The organism is Vreelandella titanicae BH1 (assembly GCF_000336575.1).
Lineage (GTDB): Bacteria > Pseudomonadota > Gammaproteobacteria > Pseudomonadales > Halomonadaceae > Vreelandella > Vreelandella titanicae.
On sequence record NZ_AOPO01000001.1, the window covers coordinates 220732 to 243614 of the forward strand.

At 56.2% G+C, this 22883-nt stretch carries 20 protein-coding genes; 12 read left to right on the forward strand and 8 right to left on the reverse strand.

The window, feature by feature from the left end:
• Positions 1–16 precede the first annotated feature (16 nt).
• The 5 genes from HALTITAN_RS00935 to HALTITAN_RS00955 form a co-directional block, all read right to left on the reverse strand.
• Positions 17–484, reverse strand: coding sequence for a RidA family protein (locus HALTITAN_RS00935; protein WP_027957123.1), 468 nt, complete (start codon positions 482–484; stop codon positions 17–19).
• 40 nt (positions 485–524) lie between these two features.
• Positions 525–1799 (reverse strand): TRAP transporter large permease, encoded by a 1275-nt coding sequence (locus tag HALTITAN_RS00940; RefSeq protein ID WP_009285971.1) that lies wholly within the window; start codon positions 1797–1799, stop codon positions 525–527.
• Between the two features lie 15 nt (positions 1800–1814).
• Complete coding sequence (locus HALTITAN_RS00945) at positions 1815–2336, reverse strand: TRAP transporter small permease (protein WP_039857381.1); 522 nt, start codon at positions 2334–2336, stop codon at positions 1815–1817.
• 62 nt (positions 2337–2398) lie between these two features.
• Positions 2399–3400: a TRAP transporter substrate-binding protein gene (locus tag HALTITAN_RS00950; RefSeq protein WP_022521621.1), complete on the reverse strand. Its 1002-nt coding sequence runs from the start codon at positions 3398–3400 to the stop codon at positions 2399–2401.
• 77 nt (positions 3401–3477) lie between these two features.
• Entirely contained in the window at positions 3478–4473 is a 996-nt protein-coding gene (locus HALTITAN_RS00955; RefSeq protein WP_009285973.1) for an asparaginase, read from the reverse strand.
• Positions 4474–4749: 276 nt separating this feature from the next.
• Here HALTITAN_RS00955 and HALTITAN_RS00960 point away from each other — a divergent pair, with 276 nt between their 5' ends.
• Entirely contained in the window at positions 4750–5448 is a 699-nt protein-coding gene (locus HALTITAN_RS00960; RefSeq protein WP_236557379.1) for a FadR/GntR family transcriptional regulator, read from the forward strand.
• Here the strand turns inward: HALTITAN_RS00960 and HALTITAN_RS00965 are convergent.
• Complete coding sequence (locus tag HALTITAN_RS00965) at positions 5445–6350, reverse strand: LysR family transcriptional regulator (protein ID WP_009285975.1); 906 nt, start codon at positions 6348–6350, stop codon at positions 5445–5447. The two genes, HALTITAN_RS00960 and HALTITAN_RS00965, sit on opposite strands and share 4 nt — an antisense overlap.
• Before the next feature lie 110 nt (positions 6351–6460).
• On the opposite strand from HALTITAN_RS00965, the gene HALTITAN_RS00970 reads away from it, so the two are divergent.
• Together HALTITAN_RS00970 and HALTITAN_RS00975 are read left to right on the forward strand one after the other, a co-directional pair.
• Entirely contained in the window at positions 6461–7099 is a 639-nt protein-coding gene (locus HALTITAN_RS00970) for an NAD(P)-dependent oxidoreductase (protein ID WP_039857385.1), read from the forward strand.
• A gap of 401 nt (positions 7100–7500) precedes the next feature.
• Positions 7501–8346, forward strand: a complete 846-nt coding sequence (locus tag HALTITAN_RS00975; protein ID WP_009285976.1) for an alpha/beta fold hydrolase — start codon at positions 7501–7503, stop codon at positions 8344–8346.
• A 103-nt stretch (positions 8347–8449) separates the two neighbouring features.
• Here HALTITAN_RS00975 and HALTITAN_RS00980 read toward each other — a convergent pair whose 3' ends face one another.
• Together HALTITAN_RS00980 and HALTITAN_RS00985 are read right to left on the reverse strand one after the other, a co-directional pair.
• Entirely contained in the window at positions 8450–9745 is a 1296-nt protein-coding gene (locus HALTITAN_RS00980) for an amidohydrolase (protein WP_039857386.1), read from the reverse strand.
• Between the two features lie 14 nt (positions 9746–9759).
• Positions 9760–10629 (reverse strand): GNAT family N-acetyltransferase, encoded by an 870-nt coding sequence (locus HALTITAN_RS00985; RefSeq protein ID WP_051051771.1) that lies wholly within the window; start codon positions 10627–10629, stop codon positions 9760–9762.
• 265 nt (positions 10630–10894) lie between these two features.
• On the opposite strand from HALTITAN_RS00985, the gene HALTITAN_RS00990 reads away from it, so the two are divergent.
• The 9 genes from HALTITAN_RS00990 to HALTITAN_RS01030 all read left to right on the forward strand — a co-directional run bounded on the left by HALTITAN_RS00990 (position 10895) and on the right by HALTITAN_RS01030 (position 22831).
• The gene (locus tag HALTITAN_RS00990) at positions 10895–12370 is read left to right on the forward strand and encodes an aldehyde dehydrogenase family protein (protein ID WP_009285977.1); all 1476 of its coding nucleotides are present in this window, start codon (positions 10895–10897) and stop codon (positions 12368–12370) included.
• A gap of 52 nt (positions 12371–12422) precedes the next feature.
• The gene (locus HALTITAN_RS00995; RefSeq protein WP_039857389.1) at positions 12423–13754 is read left to right on the forward strand and encodes an NAD(P)/FAD-dependent oxidoreductase; all 1332 of its coding nucleotides are present in this window, start codon (positions 12423–12425) and stop codon (positions 13752–13754) included.
• A gap of 168 nt (positions 13755–13922) precedes the next feature.
• Positions 13923–14597 (forward strand): haloacid dehalogenase type II, encoded by a 675-nt coding sequence (locus HALTITAN_RS01000; RefSeq protein ID WP_039857391.1) that lies wholly within the window; start codon positions 13923–13925, stop codon positions 14595–14597.
• Positions 14598–14631: 34 nt separating this feature from the next.
• Positions 14632–15906, forward strand: a complete 1275-nt coding sequence (locus HALTITAN_RS01005) for an NAD(P)/FAD-dependent oxidoreductase (RefSeq protein ID WP_039857392.1) — start codon at positions 14632–14634, stop codon at positions 15904–15906.
• A 129-nt stretch (positions 15907–16035) separates the two neighbouring features.
• Positions 16036–17676 carry an ABC transporter substrate-binding protein gene (locus HALTITAN_RS01010; protein ID WP_009285979.1) on the forward strand — a complete coding sequence of 547 codons (1641 nt, stop codon included), beginning with the start codon at positions 16036–16038 and terminating at the stop codon, positions 17674–17676.
• 103 nt (positions 17677–17779) lie between these two features.
• The gene (locus HALTITAN_RS01015) at positions 17780–18736 is read left to right on the forward strand and encodes an ABC transporter permease (protein ID WP_039857393.1); all 957 of its coding nucleotides are present in this window, start codon (positions 17780–17782) and stop codon (positions 18734–18736) included.
• Positions 18733–19641, forward strand: coding sequence for an ABC transporter permease (locus tag HALTITAN_RS01020; protein ID WP_009285981.1), 909 nt, complete (start codon positions 18733–18735; stop codon positions 19639–19641). Before HALTITAN_RS01015 ends, HALTITAN_RS01020 begins: the two co-directional genes overlap by 4 nt.
• A gap of 4 nt (positions 19642–19645) precedes the next feature.
• Complete coding sequence (locus HALTITAN_RS01025) at positions 19646–21307, forward strand: ABC transporter ATP-binding protein (RefSeq protein ID WP_039857394.1); 1662 nt, start codon at positions 19646–19648, stop codon at positions 21305–21307.
• Positions 21308–21370: 63 nt separating this feature from the next.
• Entirely contained in the window at positions 21371–22831 is a 1461-nt protein-coding gene (locus HALTITAN_RS01030; RefSeq protein WP_039857395.1) for an NAD-dependent succinate-semialdehyde dehydrogenase, read from the forward strand.
• The last annotated feature ends 52 nt before the right edge of the window (positions 22832–22883 follow it).

The following is a 22883-nucleotide window of genomic DNA, read 5'->3' on the forward strand; positions in this document are numbered from 1 at the left end:
TACCTCTGTGGGGTGCTTAACGCACTTCAAAAATCGCTTCGACTTCCACCGCCGCATTGCCGGGTAGTGTCGCTACCCCAATGGCGGTTCTAGCATGACGCCCCGCATCGCCAAACAGCGCGACAAAAAGCTCAGACGCGCCGTTAATGACCAACGGCACATCATGAAAGCCCGGCGCCACATTGACGAACCCATTCATGCGCACGCATCGCACCACGCGGGAAAAATCGCCATCAACGGCATCGCTGAGCGAGGCCAGCAGGTTCAAGGCACACGCCTGGGCCGCCAGCTTGCCGGTTTCAAGATCGAACTCAGTCCCTACCTTGCCGGGATAGAGAACATCACCCCCACGCTCACAAATCTGCCCAGCTAAAAACAGCTGGCTACCCAACTGAGACCAGGGCAGAAACATGCCACGCGGCCTTGGAATCGCCGGTAACGTAAGGCCCTGCTCCGCCACCGCTTGTTCAATCGTTTTGCTCATGGTTCGTTGTCCTTATTGTTTAGCTTCATTAAACCAGCTGTTAATAGATTAACGAGGGCAGCCAGGTACTCAGCCACGGTATATAGGTGATGATGATCAGCGCTAACAGCATCAAGCCAATCAGCGGCAAACAGGCCTTGAACACTTCCTGCAGCGACATCTTGGAGATCGCCATGGCGACAAACAGGTTCAACCCTACCGGCGGCGTAATCATCCCCACCGAGAAGTTGATCAGCGTGATCACCCCAAAATGCACCGGGTCCACGCCTACCTGGGCCGCAATCGGTTGCAGCAGTGGCGAGAGCACAATGATGGCCGAGGCGCTATCGAGGAAGAAGCCAGCAACGATCATCACGACATTAAACAGCGCCATGACCTGAAACGGATCGTCTGTCCACGACAGCACCTCACCTGCCAGTTGGCTAGGCGTACCGGTAATGGCGAGCAGCCAAGAGAAAGCAGAGGCACCTGCGGTAATCAGCAGCAGCGTCGCGGAAATCAATCCAGAGCTTCTTAGTGTTCCCACCAGTTCCGTTACGTTAATGGTGCGATAAACCACCATGCCGACAAACAGGCCATATACGCAGGCGACCGCCGCCGATTCGGTCGGGGTAAAGACGCCACTGTAGATGCCCCCCAGCAGAATCACCGGCAGGCCAAGGCCCCAGGCAGCATCTTTAAAGGCTACCAAGATTTGCCTCAGCGAGGGGAAAGGGGCGCGCTCATAGCCTTTGATGCTGCTAAAGACGATGCAGTAGGCGATGAGAATCGAAGCAATCACAATGGCAGGCAGCAGGCCCGCTGCAAACAGCCGCCCCACTGAAGTACCGGTCACTGAGCCATAGATAATCAGCGCAATACTCGGCGGCACGATCGGCCCCAAGGTACCGGCGGTGGCGATCAACCCAATCGCAAAGCGCTTATCGTAGCCAGCAGCGACAAGTGCCGGGAACATGATCGAGCCAATCGCCACCACCGTGGCGGGGCTTGAACCGGAAATGGCCCCGAAGAAGAGACATGACAGCACCGTGGCCGCTGCCAAGCCCCCTGGCACCCACCCTACCAACGCCTTGGCAAGATTGATCAACCGGTCGGAAAGCCCGCCAATCCGCATCAGCTCCGCCGCCAGGATAAAGAACGGAATCGCCATCAGCGAGAAGTTGTTCATGCCGGTAAACATGCGCATCGGCACGATTACCGGATTGGTAGCGCCAAAGAATTCAATGGCAAGAAACACCGCCAATGCCAAGGAAGCAAAGATGGGCAGCCCGAGCAGTAGAACGGCAAAAAAGATCGGTAATAATGCAGTAATCATGGTCGCCCTCCAGGGTTAAATGAGCTTATCCGACTCAGCCACAAGCTCTTCGGAGAGACTCACCGGAGGCTTTTTCCAGACTTCATTGATTACCCATAGATAACGCAGAATCAGCAGTACACCGGAAACGCCAATCGGCAGATAGAACCATGCCATCGGCAGGCGAAGTGCAGCGGTTAACTGTCCGCGATCCAACGTGCTGAAATAGAGAACAAAGCCGTAATAGGTCATGAAGCCAGCGAACACGATACCGATCAGTGCTGCGATCATGTGCAGCCAGCGGTTCACAGCAGGCGAGGCAATGGCATTCAGCACATCCACCGAAATATGCGTGCCATGGCGCACACCCATACTGGCGCCTACAAAACTCATACAGATAATGGAGTAAATAACGACTTCTTCAGCCCAAAATAGCGAACCGCTAAAGCCGTAGCGATACACGACTTGGATGGTAGTGAGGATGGTCGCAATCGACATGAAAACGACCATCGCCACACTTTCCAAGCGATCAAGACATTTGTTGAGCGCTTCGAACATGAGATATCCACACCCTGAAAGGGGTAAGAAGAGAGGAGCCAGGCCTTAGTAGACCCGTTGGATCAATACTCGATACCCACAGCGTCATATACTTTATGCAGCAACTCCGTGGTGACGATATCTTCATACTCTTCGTGCACCGGCATGCTGGCTTCAATAAAGGCGTCGCGCTGCTCTGGGGTGAGCTCATTGATCGCAATTTCGTCTTTGATCTCTTCCATGATGGTCTCTTCGTCCTGCAGCGTTAGCGCACGGGACGTGTCTCGACCGTTATCGAAGGCTTCCAGCATCACCGCCTGCAGATCTTCCGGCAGCGAGTCCCAGGAGTCCTGGTTCATTACCGCCGCATAGGCGTGGTAAGCGTGATTGGTCAGCGAGAGATAATCCTGCACCTCATGGAAACGCATGGTATAGATGTTGGCCAGTGGGTTTTCCTGCCCCGACACCACGCCTTGCTGCAGGCCGTTGTAAACCTCGGTGAAGGCCATTGCGGTGGCATTAGCGCCCAGGTTTTCATAGGTGGAGATGATGATCGGCGCCTGCATGGTGCGCATGCGGATACTGTCCATATCCTCGGGGGTTTCGATCGGTCGATCATTGTTGGTGATATGGCGGAAACCCGCTCCCCAGAAGTTGACGCCGTACATGTTATGGCCATTCAGGGTATCGAGGATTTCGCGACCCACTTCACCATCCAGGGTTTCCACCATGGTGTCGTAATCGGCAATCAAGAACGGCAGATCCAAAATCTGCATGCGCGGTTCAAAGTTACCCAGGGTGGCCGTTGGCGGGATACCGATATCGACCAGGCCCATCTGAATCTGCTCAATGATTTCAACGTCGCCACCCACCTGAGCGGCCGGCAGTACGTTAATCTCGATACGACCGTCGGACTTCTCCTCTACCTCCTCTTTAAAGCGCAGCGCCGCCTGGCCGTTCGGTGTCTCTTCAATCAACACGTGGGCGAAGCTGAAGGTATAGTCGGCCGCATGAAGCTGAGCCGCGCTTAGAGAAGCAACAGCAATAGCAGCGGAGAGAGTGGCTTTTGTCAGCGTTAGTTTCATGTCCAGCACCTTATTTAGTTATGGGGAATTGCTTTTTAGTTTCCTGTTATTGCAGTTGAGCAAGGTTAAAAGGCCGCTCACGCCATTAAGCGTTCCATCGCATCCCCCAGCGCTTCGCGCGGGGTACTACTCAGCAGCAAGGCAAGTGCAAGCCTTGCCTTACGTGCGCTGATATCGTTGAGCGCGATCGCCCCAGCCGACATTAAATCGGCCAGGCTACCGCTAAACTCATAACTGGTGTTCACCGGCCCTTGAGCGCAACTACTCACGACCACTACAGGGACACCTGCGCTAACCAATGCTCGTATTTCGTTCATCCAGCCAGGTGGCACGTGGCCCCGGCCTAAGCCATCGATCACCACCCCCTTCGCGCCACTCTCTACGCAGGCTTTCAGCAGTGCTGGCGAGGCATCCAGATAGGCGGGCAGTAGATCGACACGCGGCAGCGGAACATCCCAGCCTTCAATGGGGGGCTCAATCGCAGTCCCTGTGTGATAAATCTTGAGCCGTTGACCGTCGATATACCCCAGCGAACCAGCGCCGGGGGCATCAAATCCATGCAACTGGAAACTGCTCACCTTGCGGGCATAGCGCGCAGCAAACAGCGACTCGTTGAACACCACGACACAGCCAAGCTGACTCAGTTGGGGGCTAACCGCCGCCACGATGGCATCGCAGATATTTTTAAAGGCGTCGGTACCTAACTGATGAGGCGCCCGCTGGGAACCGGTGATGACACAAGGTTTATCCGCTGGCAGCGTGAGCGATAAAAAGTAAGCGGTCTCTTCCAAGGTATCGGTACCGTGGGTAATCACCAGACCGTCCACATCGGCTCGCGACAATGCTCTCCGCCCCTGGCAATGGAGTTCAGCAAGATCGGCGAGAGTGACGGCATTACTGGGTTTCTGCAGGATCGACATCACCTCTAACGTGACGTCGACACCCTGCGGCAGCGCTACCTGATCCAGCAGCTGCTCGCCGCTTAGCTCCCCTGACTGGCTTCGGCCTGAATCACTGGGCTTGCTGGCAATAGTGCCGCCCGTGGTCAATACCACGATGTGCTTTTTGGTCATTCAGGTTCTCATCTTTTATGCTTTGCGTCACAAACAACAGACATCAGATGTCTGATTTCAGACTAGACTAAAGAACAAACCATTAGCAAGGCAGTCACATAAAACAATGGAAGATAAGAATATGTCTTTTAAATATATGCAATCGACTGTCTTAAGCCGCTAGGCTTAGGGCATTGATAAAATGCAGGAAACACCGATGAGCCACGCGAGGCCCTCATGAGTTTTAAACGCCAGCCCGAGATTAGCTCGACCCGTACAACCTCTTTTGGAGATTCAATGGATCGCAGTTCAGTTGCGCTGCAACTGCTAGAGCGTATTAAAACCGCTCTTATACGAGGCGACCTCAAGCCAGGGGATTACCTGCCCTCGGAAACGGAGCTCACTCACACCCTGGGCATTGGTAAATCCAGCGTGCGTGAAGCCATCAAGATGCTGCAAGCGATAGGGATCGTTGAGGTCAAACGGGGTCAAGGCACCATGATTCGCCGCGAGCCAGGCACGCCGCTCGTCGACCCGATGGCGTTCGGGATGATCCTGGCGCGAGGCATGACGCGGGATGTACTGGAGTTTCGCCGTATGTTCGAACCGGCTTACACGCTTCAAGCAATGAGCGGGGCAACGGCAGAGGATCATCAACGTATTCAGCAGAGTATCGACGCCATGGAAGAAGCCATCCGCGCGGGTGCTCAAACCTCCAAGCACGATATTGCCTTCCATCGCGCCATTCTGCACAGCACCCATAACCCCATGACCATCCGCGTCGGCGAAACCTTGCTGCAACTGATCGAAGCCGCACTGGAAACCTCTATGCGCTCACTACCGGAAACCGCCTTGAAGGACCATAAAGCTATCTATGCGGCCTTCAAAGCAGGCGATACCGCCGGTATTCATGCAGCGATAGCCGTTAGCAGCGAAAGCTGGGAAACCAACCTAACTTATGAAAGTGACAGCGAGTTAAGTGCAGCACCCCGTTAGGACTCTCTTTGTAACCAGGCGTCAAAAAAGGTCATAAATGCGCGCGCTTTAGCGGTTATATGCCGCCCTGGCGGATAGACTGCATAGGCGCCGCCTTCCGGCAGTGTCCACTCTTCAAGCACACGCACTAAACGCCCAGCCGCGATCTCTGGCGCCGCGGTCATATCCGGCATGACTGAAAGCCCCCCGCCAGCGCCCATCAGTGCGACTAAGCTCACCGTTGAGTTGGCTGCCAACCCTGCGCTCATTTGCACCTCATACCGCTCATCGCGTCGCTGGAAAGTCCAGGTTAACGGCGCTTTTAACGGCGTAAAAGCGATCCATGCATGGTCTTCCAGCGCCTTGGGGTGTGAAGGCGTGCCGTAGCGTTTCAGATAATCAGGAGCAGCCACCACATGCTGTTGAAAAGTGCCTATTCGACGGGCGCGTAGCGTGGAGTCTTTTAGCCAGCCTAAACGAAACGCTAAATCGATACCGTCCTGCACCATATCGCTTATCTGGTCGCCACTTCGTAGCTCTATATGCAGCCCAGGGTGCAATCGACTAAACGCCACCACCGCATCGCTCAACACCCCAGCGGTGTAATCTTCGGGGGCCGTGATACGCAACTCGCCGTGCAGCTGTTGGGTGTTACTCACGGCACTAGCCAGCGCCCCCTGTAGATCTATCAACAGCGGCTGACACTGATGGTAGAGCGCTTCTCCGGCTTGGGTGAGCTGAACCCGCCGCGTGGTGCGGAAAAACAGCGTAACGCCCAGGCGCGTTTCCAACTGGCGAATTTGCAGGCTTACGCGGGTTTTCGTACAGCCTAACCGCTCCGCTGCCTTGGTAAAACTGCCAGCTTCCACCAGCGCGACAAAGATCGGCAAACCGTTTAAATCGAACTCGTTGGTGGTGGTCATTTATCGCCCCACTGTTATGAAATCAATAACAGTAAATTACGTTAATCGCTATTTTTCAAATCAATAAAGCGTCCGACAATGCAGCGACTACCCACTTAAGGAGTACTGCTATGAAGATTGCACTGATTGGCGCTAGCGGATTTATTGGTTCCGCCCTATTAACTGAGGCGCTCTCCCGGGGCCATCATGTGACGGCGTTAGTAACTCGCCCTGAACGGGTGGCGCCGCAGGAAAATGTCGTTAGCATTAAAAGCGATGTGTTAAACACCGATGCACTGGCCGAGCAGCTACGCGGTGCCGAGGCCGTTATCAGCGCCTTTAGTGGCCACGCCCAAGAGGATGTTTACGGCTATTACCTCAAAGGCTTTCACTCGATTTTGTCAGCCACTCAAAAAGCTTCGGTACCTAGGCTACTGATAGTGGGTGGCGCGGCAACACTCGAGGTAGCGCCGGGTAAGCTGCTGTTAGATGCACCTGGTTTTCCAGCAGAGTACCGGGCCACGGCGGAAGGGGCGCAAGCTGCCCTTGAAACACTGCGCACCCAAACGGCTCAAGCATGGACGTTTCTCTCCCCCGCTGCTGAGATTTTCTCCGGTGAACGCACGGGCAACTTCCGCCTGGGCGGCGATACGCTACTGACCGATAGCGAAGGCAGCAGCCGTATTTCCGTGCAGGATTACGCAATCGCCATGATCGATGAGTTAGAAAACCCACGACACACCAATCAGCGTTTCTGCGTCGCATACTGAGCAAATCTCCCCCCCACCAGCGATAGGTGGGGGGTCGCCTCATTGCCTTTCCTTCCCTTCCCTTTCCTTTCCTTTCCATAAATTGGTTCACTTATATTTTACAACCCTAACTAACTCAAAAAAAACTCATAGATACACCACATAACAATCACATATTAAAAATTACTTAAAAGCCAAATTATAGATAAGAATAGCTAATTTCTTACAAATAAAATCAGAAATATCCTACATACACCACATTCGATAACTGCCACACTTCGGCATATAAAAACACATACTAATAATACTGACTTGCGTAATTCGTGACAGCTAATGAGCTTCCTAAGTTTCGGCTTAAGCGCTTAAACATGCACGCCTAAAACTCACATTAACTGCCCCCTAATTGCTGCAAGGACAAGATCATGAAAGCCAATACTGAGGTTATAACGATAGGCAATCACTGCATTCATGTGGAAATGTATCAACAGCCCAAAAACACCGAGAGCATTATTATGGTCAATGGCGCTCTCGCTACGACCGCCTCTTTTACTAATTGCGTCAAGTATTTAAGTGATGGGTTAAATGTCATTCTTTTCGACTTACCTTTTGCCGGTCAATCAAAACCCCATAATCCTGTCGGAGGCATCATTACCAAGGAGGACGAGGTCAGCATCCTCCTTGCTCTGATTGAACGCTTCCAGCCAACATCGCTGCTTTCGGTTTCCTGGGGTGGCTATGCCGCCATGATGGCATTAGCCCAGTCACCAAGCTCTATTAAAAAAGCGGTTTTGGCGTCATTCTCGACTCAGCTTAACGACAGCATGCTGCGGTATATCAAGGGTGCTCGTCATTATATTCAGATTGGCGATGTTAAAACCGCCGCCCACCTCCTTAATCAGGAGGTGGGTAAACACTTACCCAGATTACTAAAATATATAAATTACAAACACCTATCCAGACTTGATAAACAAGAGCTACAGCAGGTTTGCTTTCATATCGAGCAGATACTGTCCATGAACGACACCGACTATGAACAGCTACTGGGTAACATTGAGATACCAACACTTTTCGTTAATGGCAAAATGGATGAGTACACAACACCAGAAGACATTCTGATTGCCGACAAGTATATGCCGCGGTGTGCCTTTGAAGTCGTACCCAATGCAGGTCACTTTCTAGACCTGGAAAATGCCGACGCACGCAAAAGGATGGAAAAAATTCTTCGCGGCTTCTTGATTCCCAACGAGCGGGAAAGACAAGTTGCCTAACCCTTCTCTAACCTACAAAACAGCCTCGCTAAGTGCCATAAGCGCCTAGCGAGGCTGATTAGACAGCAACTCCACACAAATAACGGCAGTCAATCTCGACACATTAAGGACTAAGAGCTATCTGCATCAACGCACCTAATGCCAATGGCATCATTGACTCGTCAAAGTCAAAGCAGTGATGGTGGTGACCGGCAGCAAGATCGGCGCCAAAGATCATATAGGTTGCCTGACCACCACGCGCTATCACCCTTTCCATTAGCGAGGTGGCATCTTCTGAGCCCGCTGGCGTCACATCGTACCCTACTAATTGGTTGATTCCAGGATAATCGGTAAGACAAGAAACAACTTTTTCTACCAAGGCTGGGCTGGCGGCACAGGCACTGGCAGCACCCATGCGTTGGATAGAGACGCTAACGCCCTGCATAGCGGCAGCGCCTTTCAGCACTTCAAAAGCACGGCTTTCCATATAGCTATTTATATCCGCTGTGGCACCACGTGTTTCCAGCCTTAACAGCGCGCTATCGGCAATGATATTGCGCCCACTACCGGCATGCAGTTGACCAACATTAATCCGTGCAGGGCCTTGGCTATGGGGGGCAATAGCATGCAAACCAAGAGCAGCCTGGGCTGCCGCTAGCAAAGCATTTTGGCCCACCTCTGGCTGCCCGCCGGCGTGGGCTGCTTTGCCTGAAAAGTGCGCATCCAGTTTTGTGGTGGCCAAAAAACCATCGGCGGCGCATATTACACGGCCGCTGGCGTGGCCGAGCCCCAAGTGCGTAGCAACCAGCCTATCAACGTCATCCACCACACCCGCTTCGACCATGGATTGGGCGCCTCGAACGCCCTCTTCGGCGGGTTGAAAAATCAATTTTATTTTGCCACACAGCTGGCTTGAAAATTGGCACAGCAGTTCCGCCATTCCCAGCCCGATAGTGGCGTGGCCATCATGGCCGCAGGCATGCATAGAGCCTTGATTGAGCGAGTGAAAACCCTCCTGGTAAGGACGGTGATGATCCTCAGTGGACTCCACGATTGGTAATGCATCAAGGTCGAAACGAAACGCCTGGGTTGGCCCTGGCCGCTGGGTATCCAGTGTACCCACCACGCCGGTAAAGCCCCCTTCCAAGGCAGGCAGCCAGCGCTCAATGGCACCCTGAGTACGTGCACGTGCCAAGGCTTCGTCCAGCGTTTGAGCATCTGGCACGCCCATGCGCGCGCACTCACTCACCACTGCTTGCCCCAGTTGAACGCTGAACCCCAACTGGCTAAGCCGTTCAGCCACAAGGCTGGCGGTGCGAAACTCCATCCACCCCTGCTCGGGGTAGCGATGAAAATCACGTCGCAGGGCTTTGAGCTGGGGGCTCATAGCTTTGGCAGCATCTACGATATTAGCGTTCATAAGCTGCCTCCGCGTTAGCCCAGCGCCTGAGTCAGCATGCCAAAGCGCGTTAACGGCCCCTTCTCGACAGCCTCGCCACAGCGCATGCGGGTGATTTGATCGACACAAGTGAGTCCTAACGCCTTCAGCCAGCTATCGTCGTCGGGATCGACTAAATCAATGCGTATAAAATCACCCTCAGCATCCGTCAACAGCGCCAACACCAGCGCCTGCGCCTGTTCGGCACTGCGCGCCAGAATGGGGCCAATATGCTCGCCGCGCCCATAGGTACGCTTCAGCGCAAATCCTTCAATCACGCCCGCCTTTTCAATCACCACTCCTCTATTAGCCGATTGAACGGCCACCGCATGAGCCGGACTGTCAGGTGAGAACGCGAGCAGAGCCGCCTGATCGCTTGCCGCCATCGGACGTAAACCCGGCTCACGCGGCGCAGGCGGTGCGCCGGTGACCACTCCTTGGTATTGGCAGATGCAATTGCACGGTTCAAAGCCCAGTTTTTGGTACAGCGGCTGGCCCGCTTTCGTGGCCACTAATAGCAGCGTTCGTGGGCCCGCCAGCGCCATCAGCCGTACCATCATCTCGCGCCCCAGCCCGAGGCCCTGCCACTCGTCGCTAATAACCACCAGCCCCAGGGTGGCCACAGCCCCTTGATTAAAGCAGAGCCCAGTGCCCACCAGCTCACCATCGACGCTTTCCAGGACGACGCCCTCTCCCACCTCAAGCATCTGGCGCCAATCGTCAACACGATGAGGCCAGCCGAGGTTGAACGACAGGCGATGCGCTGCTTCCAGATCGTTAACCGTCATTGTTCGCCACGTTAAGTCCTCACGCTCAAAACGGGCGGGAGCACTAGCTGAAGCAGCCGCCGAAGGGGAGTCAGTCATCTCACTATTTTCCTTGCGCTGGTATTGATTGGATTGTCGCTACTTTGGCACTCAGGGCGGCGCGATGCCACGCCGTAAAAGGGTACCGGGAGCAATTCAGCAGATTTAACTGTAGCGACGATAGGTGAGCGCATCCCCTGCGCCCAAGCCCCCTGTACTCAGCACCCCATGCTGGGGCATCCGACCTAGGATGGTAGGCAAGCAAGACACCCATTGGATGCCGTCACCATTCCTTATTATTAAATCTCTCTAATCAAGGACTAACATGCCAAGTTTCGATCCTGCCCGCATTGCCTTGCCCTGTGCGCACTTTATTCAGGGCCAGCGCGTAACTGACCCCAGCGCGCTGAGCGTATCGCGCCCCTCCGACGGGACCGTCTACGCCGAACTGCCCCTGGCCGATGCCAGTCGCGTCGATGATGCCGTCGCCAGCGCCCACCAGGCGTTTATGCGCGGTGACTGGTCACGCTGTGCGCCGAGGGAGCGGGCACGCATTATGCGCCGCTGGGCAGACCTGATCGAAGCCGATATTGATTATCTCGCCCCGCTGGAATCGCTTGGTTCCACCCGGCCGATCGATCAAACGCGGGCCTGGGATGTGCCCTACACCGCCGAGGGTATTCGCTTTTTTGCGGAATTCGCCGACAAGCACGGCGGCGAGGTCGCGGCGACCGCCCACGACCATCTGGGCATGCAGATTGCCGAGCCGCTAGGCGTCGTTGGCGCGATCGCCCCCTGGAACTTCCCCCTCAGCATGACCTGCTGGAAAGTAGCCCCTGCCTTGGCGGCGGGTAATACAGTGGTGCTCAAACCCTCAGAGATGACCCCTTTCACCGCCGTGCGGCTGGCCGAGCTAGCCATCGAGGCGGGCATGCCGCCCGGGGTGTTCAACGTCATCCAGGGCAATGGGCCGTTAACCGGTGACGCGCTATGCCGTCATCCCCACGTGGCCAAGGTAACCTTCACCGGCTCAACGGTCACCGGGCGCACCATCATGGGTGCCTGTGCCGAAACCGGGCCCAAACCGGTTACCCTGGAGCTCGGCGGCAAGAGCCCCCAACTGGTGTTTGCGGATATTCCGGATATTGATCGAACGGCTAAAACCCTTGCCGCTGCAATTACCGGCAACGCAGGACAAGTGTGCGTCGCAGGCTCGCGGCTATTGATCCAACGCGAACTGCTTGAGCCCATGGTTGAGCGGCTTAGCGGGCTGTTCAAAACCCTCATCCCTGGTCACACCTGGCAGGCTGGCGGTTGGTTTTCGCCTATTATTTCCGCTACTCAATTGGAGCGCATTGAATCCATCGTGGCGCGCTCCCAGGCCGCTGGCGCTGAGCTGCTGAGCGGTGGAGAGCGCTTTGAACGGAATGATGGCGGCCACTTTTACCAGCCCACCCTGCTGCATACAAATGACCACCACAACCCCGCCGTGAAGGAAGAAATCTTCGGCCCGGTGTTAACTATCCAAACCTTCGAAAATGAAGAAGAGGCGCTAGCGCTGGCCGAACACGATGTTTACGGTTTGGCGGCCGGCATTCATACCTCTGACCTGGGGCGCGCACTACGCACGGTAAGAAGCCTCTCGGCGGGCACGGTATGGGTTAACCGCTACGGTCGCAGTAACGATTACATTCTGCCCACAGGCGGCTACAAACGTTCTGGGGTGGGCCGAGACCTAGGCCGGGCCGCCTTTGAGGCCTGCCTGCAGCATAAAAGCGTGCTAATCGACCTTAACCAGTGAATTGCGCAACGCATTGGATCGTTACTTTATCGACCAACTAGAGGTAGCAAGTATGTTTATCAACGTGGACGCCGTGCACGACAGCCCGGCACTTCCCGAGCAGGTTGATGTGGTGGTGATCGGTGGCGGCATTGTGGGAACGACCGCAGCCTATGAGTTGGCTCGACAAGGGGTGTCAGTTGCGCTGCTGGAGAAGGGGCTTATTGGTGGTGAGCAATCCAGCCGTAACTGGGGCTGGGTACGTCAACAAAATCGCGATATGTTCGAGCTGCCGCTGGCCATGTATAGCCTTGAGCGCTGGGAAGCGTTCTCCACAGAAATAGGTCGGGACGTAGGCTTTCGCCGCAACGGCATCGTTTACACCACGGATAGCCCTGAGAGCCTTGCCAAATGGGAAGCCTGGGGCCAGCAGGCCCGTGAACAGGGCTTTATCAGCCATATGCTGAGTGCCGATGAAGCCCGAGGGCGTGCCCCCGGCACCACCTCATCGTGTATTGGTGGCGTTTGGTCGCCCAACGATGCTCAGGCCGAACCCTCAATGGCGTGCTCGGCCATCGCCACTGGGGCCCGTGAACAAGGGGCTTACATTCATCAAAACTGTGCTGTTCGCGGCCTTGACTTGCATGAGGGGCGTGTTAGTGGCGTTTGGACTGAGCATGGGTTGATCAAAACCTCGACTGTTATCTGTGCTGGCGGGGCTTGGAGCTCACGCTTCTGTCGTCGCCATGGTGTTGAACTACCCTCAGCCAATATCATGGGCACCGCGCTACAAACCACCGCCGCGCCGGAAGTCACGCCAGGCTGTCTGATTACCCCCAAGGTCGCTCTGCGTCGCCGTCTTGATGGCAGCTACACCTTGGCGCTACCGGGGCTTGGCCGGGTGGAAATTAGTCCTCAGGGACTACGCTACGCGCGGAAATTCTACGCAGCCTACCGCAGTAAATTAGCCAAAAAGCTGCAGATACGCATTGGCGCGTCTTTCTTTAACGGGCCAGAAGCGGCGGGTAGCTGGCAGTTTGACCAGGTATCGCCGTTTGAGCGTCAGCGCGTTCTTGACCCCACCCCTGACCTTCCTCAGGCGCGTGCCGCCCTGGCTGCCCTGCAGGCAGAGTACCCGGCGCTCCAAGGTGTCCATATTGCCCGCGCCTGGGCCGGCATGATCGATACCACGCCGGATATGATACCGATCATTTCCCCGGTGGATGCCATCCCCGGCTTTATCGTCGCCGCTGGCTTTAGCGGCCACGGCTTTGGCATTGGCCCGGGGGCCGGCAGGTTAGCGGCTGACTTAGCCACCAATTCCTCGCCGGTGGTTAATCCCCTGCCTTACCACATCAAACGTTTCTCCGATGGCAGTCGTATCCGCCAGCCAGAAATGATGTAAATGGGCCGCCGCATTGTGTGCTGCATGGGCCAAAAAAAAAGCGCGTTTGTGTTAGTCAGGCGCGCACTTTCAGCGTCTGGCGCCTGCTCGAGAATGCTGTAATGAAATGAGTGGCTGCGCTAAGCACTCTCCCACCACCACGATGATGACAAAAGAGGATCAAACAACATGAGCGAGATTATGCGCCCTAAGTACATCACCTTTGATTGTTACGGCACACTCACCAACTTCCAGATGGGGCGCATGACGCGCGAAATTTTTGCCGATCGTATCCCTGATGCAGAACGCATGGAACGCTTCGTACAAGACTTTGGTGCCTACCGTTATGACGAAGTGCTCGGCGAGTGGAAGCCCTACGCTGAGATTCTCTGCGCGGCGCTTGAACGCACCTGCAAACGTTGGGGCATCGAATACCGTGACAACGAAGGCATGCTGTATTACCAGGCCGTACCCACCTGGGGCCCACATCCGGACGTGATTGAGGGACTGGCGAAAATTGCCGACAAAATCCCCCTGGTGATTTACTCCAACGCCGATGACAGCCAAATCATGGCTAACGTGCAAAAGCTTGAGGTGCCCTTTCACAAGGTTTTCACTGCCGATACGTTTAAAGTCTACAAGCCCCGTTTAGCCGCCTTCGAGGCCATGATCGACAGCTTGGACTGCCACCCTGAAGAGCTTCTGCACGTTTCATCAAGTTTCCGTTACGACCTTATTTCAGCCCATCTGATGGGTATTAAGAATAAAGCCTTCGTGGCACGCAATCACGAACCCTATTGCGACGGCTATGGAGCCACCAAAATTAACGATATCCGCGACTTGCCAGCACTCGTCGGCCTTTAAGCCGTTTATTACGCGAACCGTGCAGGAGTCGCCCATGCAACTTAACTCCTATTGGCTGTCCACGGCTCCCTCCTTTAGCGGGGGCCAGCAGGCATTCACTCAAGAGCACTACGATGTTGCGGTGGTTGGCGGTGGTTTTACCGGGCTATCCGCTGCCCGCACGCTAGCCCGAGGCGGTGCCCGTGTAGCGCTACTGGAGGCGGGCCAACTCATTGGTGAAGCTTCAGGGCGCAACGGCGGCCAGTGCAACACCGGCGTGGCCCAAGACTACGCCAACCTGGTCGAACAACTTGGCCGCGAGCGGGCGATTGCCCACTACACCACCTACGCCGAGGCGGTCTCCAGCGTCGAACAGGTGATTGCCGAAGAGACCATCAACTGCGACTACCTGCGCCACGGCAAGCTAAAACTGGCGGCTAAGCCGGAACACTACGACAAGCTAGCGCGCACCTGCGACGCCATTCGCCGTGATGTGGATAGCGACGTGGAGATGCTCTCCGCAACCGCTGTGAAAGAGGAGGTCGATTCGCCGCTCTATTATGGCGGATTGCTACAGCATAACGGTGGCCAAATGCATATGGGGCGCTTTGGTATCGGCTTAGCCGAAGCGGCGGCCAGTCATGGCGCGCACATTTTTGAGCATACGCCGATGACCCGATTGACCCGTGAGAAATCAGCGTATCGATTAGGCACACCCAGTGGCGATATTCGCGCCGAAAACGTACTACTGGCCACCGGCGCATCGCAAACAGGCCCACTGAGCTGGTTTCGCCGCCGCCTGGTGCCGGTGGGTAGTTTTATCGTCGTTACCGAGCCTCTTTCAGCTGCACAGTGTGCCCAGTTGCTTCCCCAGCGGCGCTCTTATGTCACCAGTCGCATCGTCGGACACTACTTCCGCCTTACCGCCGATAACCGGCTGCTGTTTGGCGGGCGGGCTCGTTTTGCCATGTCCGGCAGCCAATCAGATGCCAAAAGCGGCGAGATACTCCGCCGCGGCCTGGAAGAGGCCTTTCCCTTGCTTAAAGGGGTGCAACTCGAATACTGCTGGGGCGGGCTGGTGGATATGAGCCAAGACCGGCTGCCCCATGCTGGCCAACACAACGGGATGTATTACGCCATGGGCTATAGCGGCCATGGGGTACAGATGTCGGTGCATATGGGGCATATCCTCGCCGACGTCATCCTGGGCAATCGCCAAAGCCATCCCTGGCAGGACACTAAATGGCCAGCCATACCCGGCCATTTCGGCAAACCGTGGTTTTTACCGCTGGTAGGTAGCTGGTACCGACTACAGGATCGATTGCATTAAGCCATAGCCACAGCCCGACCATTACTACCCAGACTATCTAATTCAGTAACAGAAAAGACGACTACAAAAAGAGCTGAACAAACGCTGCCAGACTCACAAAAACACTTAATCGCAGTAAGGAGAAGGCTTATGACACGCGAAAAAAACTCCGACGACCTGTTTGTTTCACCCGAACAAAGCATGCAGGTTTACAACGCCATGCAGCGTGGGCTGTCTCGACGCGAAGCCATGAAAGTCCTTGGCGCGGCGGGCGTATTTGCAGCCACGGCCGGTGCATTTCCCGGTTTTTCTTCGGCCTGGGCGGCGGATAGCGACAACGCGGCGCCTCAGTATGGCGGCCGTATTCGGGTCGCGGCGCACTCTGCATCCACGAAAGATACCCTGGATCCAGCGTTGGGGGCGACGACCATAGACTATGCCCGCGCTTACATGTTCTATAACGGTCTGACACAGTTCGATGAAAGCCTGACGCCTCAACCCTGCCTGGCCGAGTCATTTGAAAACATGGATAACGGCAGCCGCTGGATATTTACCCTGCGACGCGGCGTTACCTTCCATGACGGTAAGCCGCTAACCCCTCAGGATGTGATCTTTTCGATCATGCGTCATAAAGACCCCGCCACCGGCTCAAAGGTCGCCTCCATGGTCGATCAAATCGAAAGTATCAGGGCTCTGGATGATCAGCACGTCGAATTCAACCTCTCCTCCCCCAATATTGAGTTGCCCTCTATCCTGGCTGTCTCACATCTGGTGATTGTGGCCGACGGCACTACCGACTTCTCGAAAGGGCTGGGTACCGGCGCCTTTAAGTGCCAAGAGTTCACTCCCGGCGTGCGTTCGCTAGGCGTTCGTAACGAGAACTACTGGCGCGATGGCTATCCCTACCTGGATGCCATCGAGATGGTGGGGATTAGCGACGAATCTTCGCGGGTCAATGCGCTGCTCTCCGGCGATGTGCATATGATTAATGAAGTGAGCGGCAACTCCGCAGAGCGCTTGAAAACCAGTGACAGCTACCAGGTGAAAGCAACGAATGCAGGCAACTACACCGACCTGGTAATGCGTTTTGACCAACAGCCCACCAGCCGCCCAGAGTTCCGCGAGGCGATGAAGTATCTCTTCGACCGAGAGCAGATCAAGCGCGTCGCCCTGCGTGGCTATGGTGAGGTTGCCAACGATCAGCCGATTATCTCCAGCTCTCCCTACTACTTCGATGGGCTACCCCAGCGCGAGTACGATCCAGAGCGTGCCGCCTCCTTGCTTGCCAAGGCCGGGCTGTCAGGCGCGACCGTCCCGCTCGTGGCGTCTCCAGCGGCTTCCTCGTCGGAAGATATGGCCGTGCTTCTGCAGCAGTCCGCGGCTCAGGCAGGGCTAAACCTTAATATCAACCGCGTTCCCTCCGACGGCTACTGGTCTAACCACTGGATGAAGCACCCGCTTGGGTTCGGCAATATCAACCCGCGCCCTACGGCGAATATTTTGCTCTCGCAGTTCTTTCTCTCAAGCGCTGCCTGGAACGAAGCCGGTTGGCACAACGAGCAGTTCGATCAACTAGTGATTGCCTCACGGGGTGAACCCGACATGGCTACCCGCAAACAGATGTACGCCGATATGCAGACCATGATCCATGAAGAGGGCGGTATCGGCATCCCCGTCTTCATCAGCAGCGTCGAAGGCTACGATGAGCGCATTGGCGGGATGGATCGAACCGTTCCCCTGGGTAGTTTCATGGGCTATATGTTCGCCGAACATATCTGGTGGAAAGGCTAATTCCTGCTCTCCCTACTGTTATCGCAGGCCATGGATATCATCACCGGCGCGCCTAACGCTGCCCTGGTGATGATAACAATGGCCCTTGAGCCGGAGAAGAAAGATGCGTGACTCTCTCTTTGGACTGGTGCTAGGTCGCTTAGCCTCCAGTCTTATTACCCTGCTGCTGGTATCGCTGGTAATTTTTGCGATTACGTCGTTACTGCCAGGCGATACCGCTCAGCAGGTGCTGGGCCAGTTTGCCACGCCGGAGCAGGTGGAGGCGCTGCGCGCCCAGCTAGGTCTCGACCAACCTCCCTTGCTGCGCTACTGGCAATGGCTAAGTGGTTTTGCCACCGGCGACCTTGGGCGCTCTGCCAGCAACGGCGTAGATGTCATACAGCTGGTCAATGACCGGCTCCCCAACTCGCTGCTGCTAGCCGGCATTACAACCGTTATCTCGGTTCCTCTGGCGCTCATTATGGGTATCGCTGCCGCCATGCGTCGGGGCGGCGCTCTAGACCGCGCCTTGAACCTGATCACTTTGTCGATGGTCGCGGTGCCCGAGTTTCTGGTGGCGACGCTGGCGGTACTGATTTTCGCCGTGCAACTCGGCTGGCTACCGGCGCTCTCCTATGTCTCCACCGTCGATAGCCTGGGCGCGTTCATGAAAGTTTACGCGATGCCGGTGCTCACCCTGTGTAGCGTATTAATCGCTCAAATGGCGCGTATGACCCGGGCCGCTTTAATCGACCAGCTCGACAGCGCTTACGTTGAGATGGCGCGGCTCAAAGGCGTTCCGCCCATGCGTCGAGTGCTGCGCCATGCGCTGCCTAACGCCGTCGGACCGATTGCCAATGCAGTGGCACTTAGCCTCTCTTACCTGCTCGGTGGCGTCATTATTGTCGAAACCATCTTTAATTATCCGGGCATCGCCAGCTTGATGGTCGATGCGGTTTCCAATCGAGATCTCGCCCTGGTACAGGCCTGCGCCATGATTTTTTGCGGTGCTTATCTGCTGCTGGTCATGCTGGCCGACCTGTGCGCGATCCTCTCTAACCCGAGGCTGCGAAACCGATGAATAACACCAAGGCAATTCCATCCGCCAAGGGCAACACACATCAACATGCCATGGCGGGCAGTCGCCTGCCGATCACCTCACCCAAACAACGCAACCGTTCCCGGCTGCAACTCACCCGCTGGATCGGTCTTGGCTTATTTAGCTTCTGGCTATTAGTGGCCATGTTCGGGCCACTGTTTGCACCCTACCCAATGGGGGCCTTTGTATCTGATCAGATATATGGCGGGGCAAGTGCTGCCCATCTGCTCGGCACCGACTACATGGGCCGCGATATGCTCAGCCGTATATTGACGGGGGCTCGCTATACCGTGGGGCTGGCGCTGGTAGCCGCGTTACTGTCAACTCTGGTTGGGGCGGGCTTTGGCATGCTAACAGTGTTACTGCCGCACTGGCTTGAAGAGAGTATCCGCCGGATATTCGACACACTCATTTCGATTCCCAGCAAAATGATGGCCCTGGTAATGGTGTCAGCCTTTGGCACCTCTATTCCTCTGCTTATCCTGGCGGCAGTGCTCAGCTATGCGCCGGGCTCTTTCCGCATTGCCCATAGCTTGGCCAAAAATCTCGCCACCCTGGAGTACGTGCAGGTCGCTCGTACCCGGGGAGAAGGACGGCTGTACATAGCCGCCGTAGAAATTTTTCCTAACATGATCCAACCCGTGCTCACCGATATGGGTATGCGTTTTGTATTCATCGTACTGCTGCTCAGTGGCATGAGTTTTTTGGGACTCGGTGTACAGCCCCCCGTCGCCGACCTGGGCTCCCTGGTGCGTGAAAACATCGGCGGTCTTAGCCAGGGAGCGTTGGCAGTAATTGCCCCGGCGCTGGCCATTGGTTCATTAACCGTCGGTGCCAATCTATTGATCGACAGTCTGTCGAACAGCCGCGACAACCAGAAGGAGTGACGCTATGCAAGGTGAATCGCTGACCGTACGCGATCTTGATATCCGTGCGACACCACCTGGTGAGGATGAGCGCACTATCGTCAGCCAGATCAATTTCGCGCTCAAGCCAGGCGAAGTGATGGCACTAATCGGTGAATCCGGTTCCGGCAAGACCACCATTGCGCTGGCAATGATGGGTTATGCCCGGCGCGGCTGTCGTATCGCCGGCGGTAGTGTGCAGCTAGGAGAGACCGACATACTATCGCTTTCAGCGGTGGACACCCGCGCACTGCGCGGCCACCGGGTGACGTATATTGCGCAAAGCGCTGCTGCAGCGTTCAACCCTTCGCGCCGGCTCATGGATCAAGTCATCGAAGGCGCGCTCATTCACGGTTTTCTGGATCGACAGCAAGCGCAGCAGAAAGCCATTCAACTATTTGGCGAACTGGCATTACCCGACCCTGAGCATATCGGCAACCGGTACCCCCACCAGGTCTCAGGGGGCCAGCTACAGCGGTTGATGGCCGCGATGGCCTTGATTACCGATCCCGCGCTGGTGATTCTTGATGAGCCTACCACCGCACTGGATGTGACCACTCAGGTCGATGTGCTGCGTGCCTTTAAGCGGGTTATGCGTGAGCGTGGAACCACGGCGCTTTACGTCTCTCACGACCTCGCTGTCGTCGCCCAGATTGCCGATCACGTCCTGGTGCTTCAAGCCGGTGAAGAGCAGGAGCAAGGGCCCATTGCGCAAATTCTGGAGCAGCCGAACCATGCCTACACACGTAGCTTACTGGCGGCTGCCCGACCAGAGATCCGCTCATCTTCACCCGTTTCCTCTTCCACGGGTGATGAGCTGTTGCGTATTGATGACTTGCAAGTGGGCTATGGGCACTGCAACCGAAGAGGCGAGCCAGAGAATATCGTGCTCGATCACATCCAGCTGCGGATTGATCGCGGCCAGGCGTTAGGCGTCATTGGGGAGTCCGGTTCAGGGAAATCAACGCTCGCCCGTGCAGTGGCGGGTTTGGTAGCCCCCTCGCGGGGAGAAGTGCAATTTAACAGCCGGGAGCTATCGCCGACGCTGAGAGGGCGCACAGCGGATCAGTTTCGTCGTATCCAGATCGTCTTTCAGAGTGCGGATAACGCGCTCAATCCGGCCCATTCGGTCAGGCGGCTGCTCAATCGGCCGCTTGAAACCTACTTCCAGATGAGCCGCGAGGCACGCAAGCGTCGGGTTGAAGAGTTAATGGATCTCGTCAAATTGCCGCGCACTTTGCTCGACCGCAAGCCTAGCGAGCTTTCTGGTGGTCAGAAGCAGCGCGTCAATCTCGCCCGGGCGCTCGCAGCGGAGCCTGACCTGATTCTTTGCGATGAAGTGACGTCAGCGTTAGATACCGTCGTCGGTGCGGCCATTCTTGAACTGTTGGCCGAACTGCGCCGTGAGCTTGGCGTTGCCTACTTATTTATCAGCCACGATATATCGACGGTACGTTCACTGTGTGACGACGTCATGGTGCTTTACCAGGGGGAGTGCGTGGAATTCGGCCCCTGCAGCACGGTTCTCAATCAGCCGCAGCATGATTACACGCGCAAGCTGATCGGCTCGGTGCCTGAGCTAAAACCCGGCTGGTTGGAGGCTTGCCAATGGTCAACGCATACACAGCCCTCAACCGCGCCAGCCTAAGTGGCTGGCGTTGAACGGCGCCAGCCGATTAAAAAACCACCCTCTTTAGGACAAGGAAAAACAATGTCGTCTGTAGCTCTTAAGAACAGTGAACTGCTACGCGAGCAGGCCTTTATCAACGCGCAATGGTGTGATGCCGATAGCGCTGCCACGCTAACCGTCACTAACCCCGCCACCGGCGAAGCGCTAGCCAGGGTGCCCAGCATGGGCGCCAGCGAAACCCGGCGCGCGATCGAATCCGCCGAAGCGGCTTGGCCAGCGTGGCGTGCCCGCCCTGCGGCAGAGCGCGCCGCGCTGCTGGAGCGCTGGCATGCTTTGATACTGGCAAACAGCGACGACCTGGCGGTATTGATGACCCTTGAACAGGGGAAGCCGCTGGCCGAATCACGAGGAGAGGTTCAGTACGGCGCAAGTTTTATAAAGTGGTTTGCGGAAGAAGCACGCCGCGCCTATGGCGAGACCATCCCCTCACCCAGTGCGGATCGTCGCATTGTGATACTTAAGCAGCCGGTGGGCGTGTGCGGTGCGATTACCCCCTGGAACTTCCCCATAGCGATGATTACCCGCAAGTGCGCGCCAGCATTAGCAGCCGGTTGCCCGATCGTTATCAAACCGTCGGAACTCACCCCGCTGTCGGCGCTCGCCTTGGCGGTACTCGCTGATCAGGCAGGCTTCCCCCCAGGTGTCATCAATATTGTCACCGGTTTGCCCGAAGGGATTGGCGGAGAGCTGACCTCCAACCCCACCGTACGCAAGCTTTCCTTCACCGGCTCTACCCGGGTGGGTAGCCTGCTAATGCGTCAAAGCGCTGACGATATTAAGCGTCTCAGCCTGGAGCTGGGCGGCAACGCGCCACTGATCATTTTTGACGATGCCGACCTGGAACTCGCCGTGGCCGGGGCCATGGCGAGCAAATTCCGCAACGCGGGCCAGACCTGCGTCTGCGCTAACCGCATTCTGGTTCAATCCGGTATTCATGACCGTTTTGTCGCCCGACTCGCGACTGAAATCGAAGCGTTGCGCAGCGGCAATGGGATGGAGGAAGGCACCACTATCGGCCCACTTATCAACGACCAAGCGGTAAGCAAAGTCGCCCGCCATATCGACGACGCCTTATCCCATGGCGCTGAACTGGTGCTTGGTGAGGTTCCCAGTGGCCAGGATCGCTTTGTGGCGCCGGTACTGATTAAAAATGTCACCGAAGCCATGCTAATCACACAGGAAGAAACGTTTGGCCCCGTGGCGCCCATTATGCAGTTTGAGCACGAAGAAGACGCCCTACGCATTGCCAATGCAACGCCGTACGGGCTAGCTGCCTACTTCTTTACCGAGAGCGTACGCCGGGCCTGGCGGGTCGGCGAAGCCCTGGAGTTCGGGATGGTGGGCCTCAACACCGGCTCCATTTCAATGGAAGTCGCCCCGTTTGGTGGCATGAAGCAGTCTGGACTGGGGCGTGAAGGCGCTCGCCAGGGGCTTGATGAGTATCTGGAAGAGAAAGCGTTCCATATGGGCGGGCTGAACTAGCCCTGATAACGTGCGTGAAGTGCCCGCGCTATGGCGAGCGCTTCACGCTGTT

Coding starts and splice junctions, on each gene's coding strand:
- HALTITAN_RS00975 (WP_009285976.1), top strand. CDS start 7,501: ATGAAAGCCAATACTGAGGTTATAACGATAGGCAATCACTGCATTCAT.
- HALTITAN_RS00965 (WP_009285975.1), bottom strand. CDS start 6,350: ATGACCACCACCAACGAGTTCGATTTAAACGGTTTGCCGATCTTTGTC.
- HALTITAN_RS00970 (WP_039857385.1), top strand. CDS start 6,461: ATGAAGATTGCACTGATTGGCGCTAGCGGATTTATTGGTTCCGCCCTA.
- HALTITAN_RS00980 (WP_039857386.1), bottom strand. CDS start 9,745: ATGAACGCTAATATCGTAGATGCTGCCAAAGCTATGAGCCCCCAGCTC.
- HALTITAN_RS00950 (WP_022521621.1), bottom strand. CDS start 3,400: ATGAAACTAACGCTGACAAAAGCCACTCTCTCCGCTGCTATTGCTGTT.
- HALTITAN_RS00955 (WP_009285973.1), bottom strand. CDS start 4,473: ATGACCAAAAAGCACATCGTGGTATTGACCACGGGCGGCACTATTGCC.
- HALTITAN_RS00990 (WP_009285977.1), top strand. CDS start 10,895: ATGCCAAGTTTCGATCCTGCCCGCATTGCCTTGCCCTGTGCGCACTTT.
- HALTITAN_RS00935 (WP_027957123.1), bottom strand. CDS start 484: ATGAGCAAAACGATTGAACAAGCGGTGGCGGAGCAGGGCCTTACGTTA.
- HALTITAN_RS01000 (WP_039857391.1), top strand. CDS start 13,923: ATGAGCGAGATTATGCGCCCTAAGTACATCACCTTTGATTGTTACGGC.
- HALTITAN_RS00995 (WP_039857389.1), top strand. CDS start 12,423: ATGTTTATCAACGTGGACGCCGTGCACGACAGCCCGGCACTTCCCGAG.
- HALTITAN_RS00985 (WP_051051771.1), bottom strand. CDS start 10,629: ATGACTGACTCCCCTTCGGCGGCTGCTTCAGCTAGTGCTCCCGCCCGT.
- HALTITAN_RS00940 (WP_009285971.1), bottom strand. CDS start 1,799: ATGATTACTGCATTATTACCGATCTTTTTTGCCGTTCTACTGCTCGGG.
- HALTITAN_RS01015 (WP_039857393.1), top strand. CDS start 17,780: ATGCGTGACTCTCTCTTTGGACTGGTGCTAGGTCGCTTAGCCTCCAGT.
- HALTITAN_RS01025 (WP_039857394.1), top strand. CDS start 19,646: ATGCAAGGTGAATCGCTGACCGTACGCGATCTTGATATCCGTGCGACA.
- HALTITAN_RS01005 (WP_039857392.1), top strand. CDS start 14,632: ATGCAACTTAACTCCTATTGGCTGTCCACGGCTCCCTCCTTTAGCGGG.
- HALTITAN_RS00945 (WP_039857381.1), bottom strand. CDS start 2,336: ATGTTCGAAGCGCTCAACAAATGTCTTGATCGCTTGGAAAGTGTGGCG.
- HALTITAN_RS01010 (WP_009285979.1), top strand. CDS start 16,036: ATGACACGCGAAAAAAACTCCGACGACCTGTTTGTTTCACCCGAACAA.
- HALTITAN_RS00960 (WP_236557379.1), top strand. CDS start 4,750: ATGGATCGCAGTTCAGTTGCGCTGCAACTGCTAGAGCGTATTAAAACC.
- HALTITAN_RS01030 (WP_039857395.1), top strand. CDS start 21,371: ATGTCGTCTGTAGCTCTTAAGAACAGTGAACTGCTACGCGAGCAGGCC.
- HALTITAN_RS01020 (WP_009285981.1), top strand. CDS start 18,733: ATGAATAACACCAAGGCAATTCCATCCGCCAAGGGCAACACACATCAA.